The organism is Brevundimonas sp. (assembly GCF_035561115.1).
Classification (GTDB): domain Bacteria; phylum Pseudomonadota; class Alphaproteobacteria; order Caulobacterales; family Caulobacteraceae; genus Brevundimonas.
In genome coordinates, this window is sequence record NZ_DATMYH010000086.1 from 1 (window position 1) to 3,095 (window position 3,095).

Sequence of the window (3,095 nt, forward strand, 5' to 3'; positions counted from 1 at the left end):
GGCGGGGGTTGGACCGTCTCCGCCGTCGTCCCGCGCTGGAACTCCTCGACCTCCTCGGGCGAAATCTCGAGGAAGGCGGGGGCCGAGGCGTTGAACGGCTCGGTGTTTCCGGTGCGGACCACGACCGACCGCGCGCCGTCCCAGATCATGTGCAGGGCGACATACAGGACGATCGCCAGGCCGACGTAGCCGATCCAGCGGTGCTTGGTCAGCAGTTTGGCGATGAAGGTCGCCGCCACGCCCATCAGGGCGATGGACAGGATCAGGCCGAACACCATGATCACCGGATGTTCGTGTGCGGCGCCCGCGACCGCCAGGACGTTGTCCAGCGACATGGTGACGTCGGCGATCATGATCTGCAGCAGAGCCGCGCCGAAGCTCTTGCGCCTGATGCCCAGGGCCTCAGGCGGCGGACCGCCGCCGTGGTGCGCGGACAGGGCGGTCTCCAGTTCGGCCTCCGCTTCGGCCTGGTCGTGGGTGGCCTGCTCGCGCAGTTCGCGCCACATCTTCCAGCAGACCCACAGCAGCAAGACGCCGCCGGCCAGCAGCAGGCCGATGATCGCCAGCAGCTGGACCGTGATCAGGGCGAAGCCGATGCGCAGCACGACGGCGGCGGCGAGGCCGATCAGGATCGCCTTCTTGCGCTGTTCCGGCGCGAGGGCGGCGGCGGCGAGGCCGACGGCCACGGCGTTGTCGCCGGCCAGCACCAGGTCGATCATCAGCACCTGGCCCAGGGCGGCGGCCTGGCTGGCGAGTTCGGGGGACGAGAGAAATTCCATGGGCGGGCTCTAGGACAGGATCAGCCGGGCATCAATGCGGGATCAGGCGGTCTGCTTCCGCGAGGCTTCGTACAGGGCCACGGCTGCGGCGTTGGAGACGTTCAGGCTTTCGAAGCCGCCGGGCATGGGGATCTTCGCCAGCACGTCGCAGTGTTCCGCCACCAGACGCCGGATGCCGTCGCCTTCCGATCCCATCACCAGCACGGTCGGCCGACTGTCCAGCGCCTGGTCCAGCGTCAGCTCGGCCGAGCCGTCGAGGCCCACGGCCCGCCAGCCGAGGTCGGCCAGTTTCTCGAGCGCCCGGCTGAGGTTGGTCACGCGGGCGCAGGGCAGGCGTTCCGTCGCGCCCGCCGAGGCCTTGGCCAGGGCGCCGGCGAGGGCCGGAGAGTGACGGTCCTGGACCACGATGCCCTTCGCCCCGAAGGCGAGGGCCGAGCGGAAGATGGCGCCGACGTTCTGGGGATCGGTCAGCTGGTCCAGCATGACGATGACCCCGCCGTCTCCGGCGATGTCCTCCAGCGCCACCCCTTCCAGCGGCTGGACCTTGAAGGCCAGGCCCTGGTGCACGGCGCCGGGCGGCAGCATGCGGTCGAGGGCCTGGACCTCGATGATCTCGACCCTGTGGCCGTGGGTCGCCTGGTCGCGCTCCAGCTCGGCGGCGCGGTCGGCGGTCGCCAGCAGCCGGCCCATGCCCTTGCGGGCCGGATTGGCCAGCGCCGCGAGCACCGGATGGCGGCCCCAGACGAAATTGTCGGCGTCGGCCCTGGCCCGTGACGGGCGGGGCGCGGAATCAGAGAAGGACTTCGGCTTCGGATTGGGGTTCCAGCCGCCGCGGTCGGGGCCGCCCGCGACCGGACCCTTGGCGCCTGCTCCGGGCCCGCCCGGACGGCCTGCGGACTTGTCGCCGAAAGCCGGTTTTTTGCCCGATTTCCGGTCGTTGCGTTCTGGATTTCTCGACACTATAAGACGCCCTCCGATTTGGAGCCCTGAGGGCTTTCGGGTCAGGCGCCCCTCCTAAACCAGGCGACGCGGGACACCGAGAGCTTTTGTTGTTTCGACGACCGAAAGGTCGCCGGCGCATCGGTCCGACGGTTCGAAAACGCGCTGGGGGAATGTCCCGAGCGGCAAAGGGGGGGGACTGTAAATCCCCTGCGTAAGCTTCGCAGGTTCGAGTCCTGCTTCCCCCACCACGCGGTTTCGAAACGAAGGTCTGGACCCCATATCGGGTCGGCTGCGGAGGGCTGAGGCGCCCGACGCAGTCTCCGTGCGGGTATAGTACAATGGTAGTACAGCAGCCTTCCAAGCTGAATATGTCGGTTCGATTCCGTCTACCCGCTCCAGAATTCTTAAGCTGACCCAATCGCCCCTTCCCGGGCCACAGGAGTTTTGGCCATGGCCAAGGAAAAGTTCGAACGTAACAAGCCGCACTGCAACATCGGGACGATTGGTCACGTTGACCACGGCAAGACGACGCTGACGGCGGCGATCACGATGGTGTTGGCCAAGGCCAGCGGCGGCAAGGCGATGAACTACGCCGACATCGACGCGGCGCCGGAAGAGAAGGCGCGCGGCATCACGATCAACACGGCGCACGTGGAATATGAGACGGCCAACCGTCACTACGCCCACGTCGACTGCCCGGGCCACGCCGACTATGTGAAGAACATGATCACGGGCGCCGCGCAGATGGACGGCGCCATCCTGGTGGTTTCGGCCGCCGACGGCCCGATGCCGCAGACGCGCGAGCACATCCTGCTGGCCCGTCAGGTCGGCGTGCCGGCGCTGGTGGTCTATCTGAACAAGGTCGACCTGGTGGACGACGCCGAGCTGCTGGAGCTGGTCGAGATGGAAGTGCGCGAGCTGCTGAGCTCGTACCAGTTCCCGGGCGACGACATTCCGATCACGGCGGGTTCGGCCAAGGCCGCGACCGACGGGGTGAACCCGGAGATCGGCGAGCAGTCGGTGATCAAGCTGATGCAGACCGTGGACGACTACATCCCGCAGCCGGCGCGTCCCCTGGACCTGCCGTTCCTGATGCCGGTGGAAGACGTCTTCTCGATCTCGGGCCGCGGCACCGTGGTCACGGGCCGGGTCGAGCGCGGCATCGTCAAGGTCGGCGAGGAAGTCGAGATCGTCGGCATCCGTCCCGTCCAGAAGACGACCTGCACGGGCGTCGAGATGTTCCGCAAGCTGCTGGACCAGGGCCAGGCGGGCGACAACGTCGGCGTGCTGCTGCGCGGCACCAAGCGTGAGGACGTCGAGCGCGGTCAGGTTCTGTGCAAGCCGGGTTCGATCACCCCGCACACCAAATTCCTG

The 3,095-nt window shown here is 67.8% G+C and carries 3 protein-coding genes and 2 tRNA genes; 3 read left to right on the plus strand and 2 right to left on the minus strand.

Annotation, left to right across the window (positions count from 1 at the left end; all coding sequences use genetic code 11):
• Window positions 1–779: TerC family protein (locus VN378_RS10895; protein WP_325743603.1), on the minus strand; the 779-nt coding region annotated here is incomplete at its 3' end.
• 42 nt (window positions 780–821) lie between these two features.
• Window positions 822–1,739 carry a 23S rRNA (guanosine(2251)-2'-O)-methyltransferase RlmB gene (gene rlmB, locus VN378_RS10900; protein WP_325743604.1) on the minus strand — a complete coding sequence of 306 codons (918 nt, stop codon included), beginning with the start codon at window positions 1,737–1,739 and terminating at the stop codon, window positions 822–824.
• Window positions 1,740–1,885: 146 nt separating this feature from the next.
• On the opposite strand from rlmB, the gene VN378_RS10905 reads away from it, so the two are divergent.
• From VN378_RS10905 to tuf, 3 genes are all read left to right on the plus strand, one after another.
• Window positions 1,886–1,969, plus strand: a tRNA-Tyr gene (locus VN378_RS10905).
• Window positions 1,970–2,045: 76 nt separating this feature from the next.
• Window positions 2,046–2,119 (plus strand) — tRNA-Gly (locus VN378_RS10910).
• Window positions 2,120–2,171: 52 nt separating this feature from the next.
• Window positions 2,172–3,095: elongation factor Tu (tuf, locus tag VN378_RS10915; RefSeq protein ID WP_325739765.1), on the plus strand; the 924-nt coding region annotated here is incomplete at its 3' end.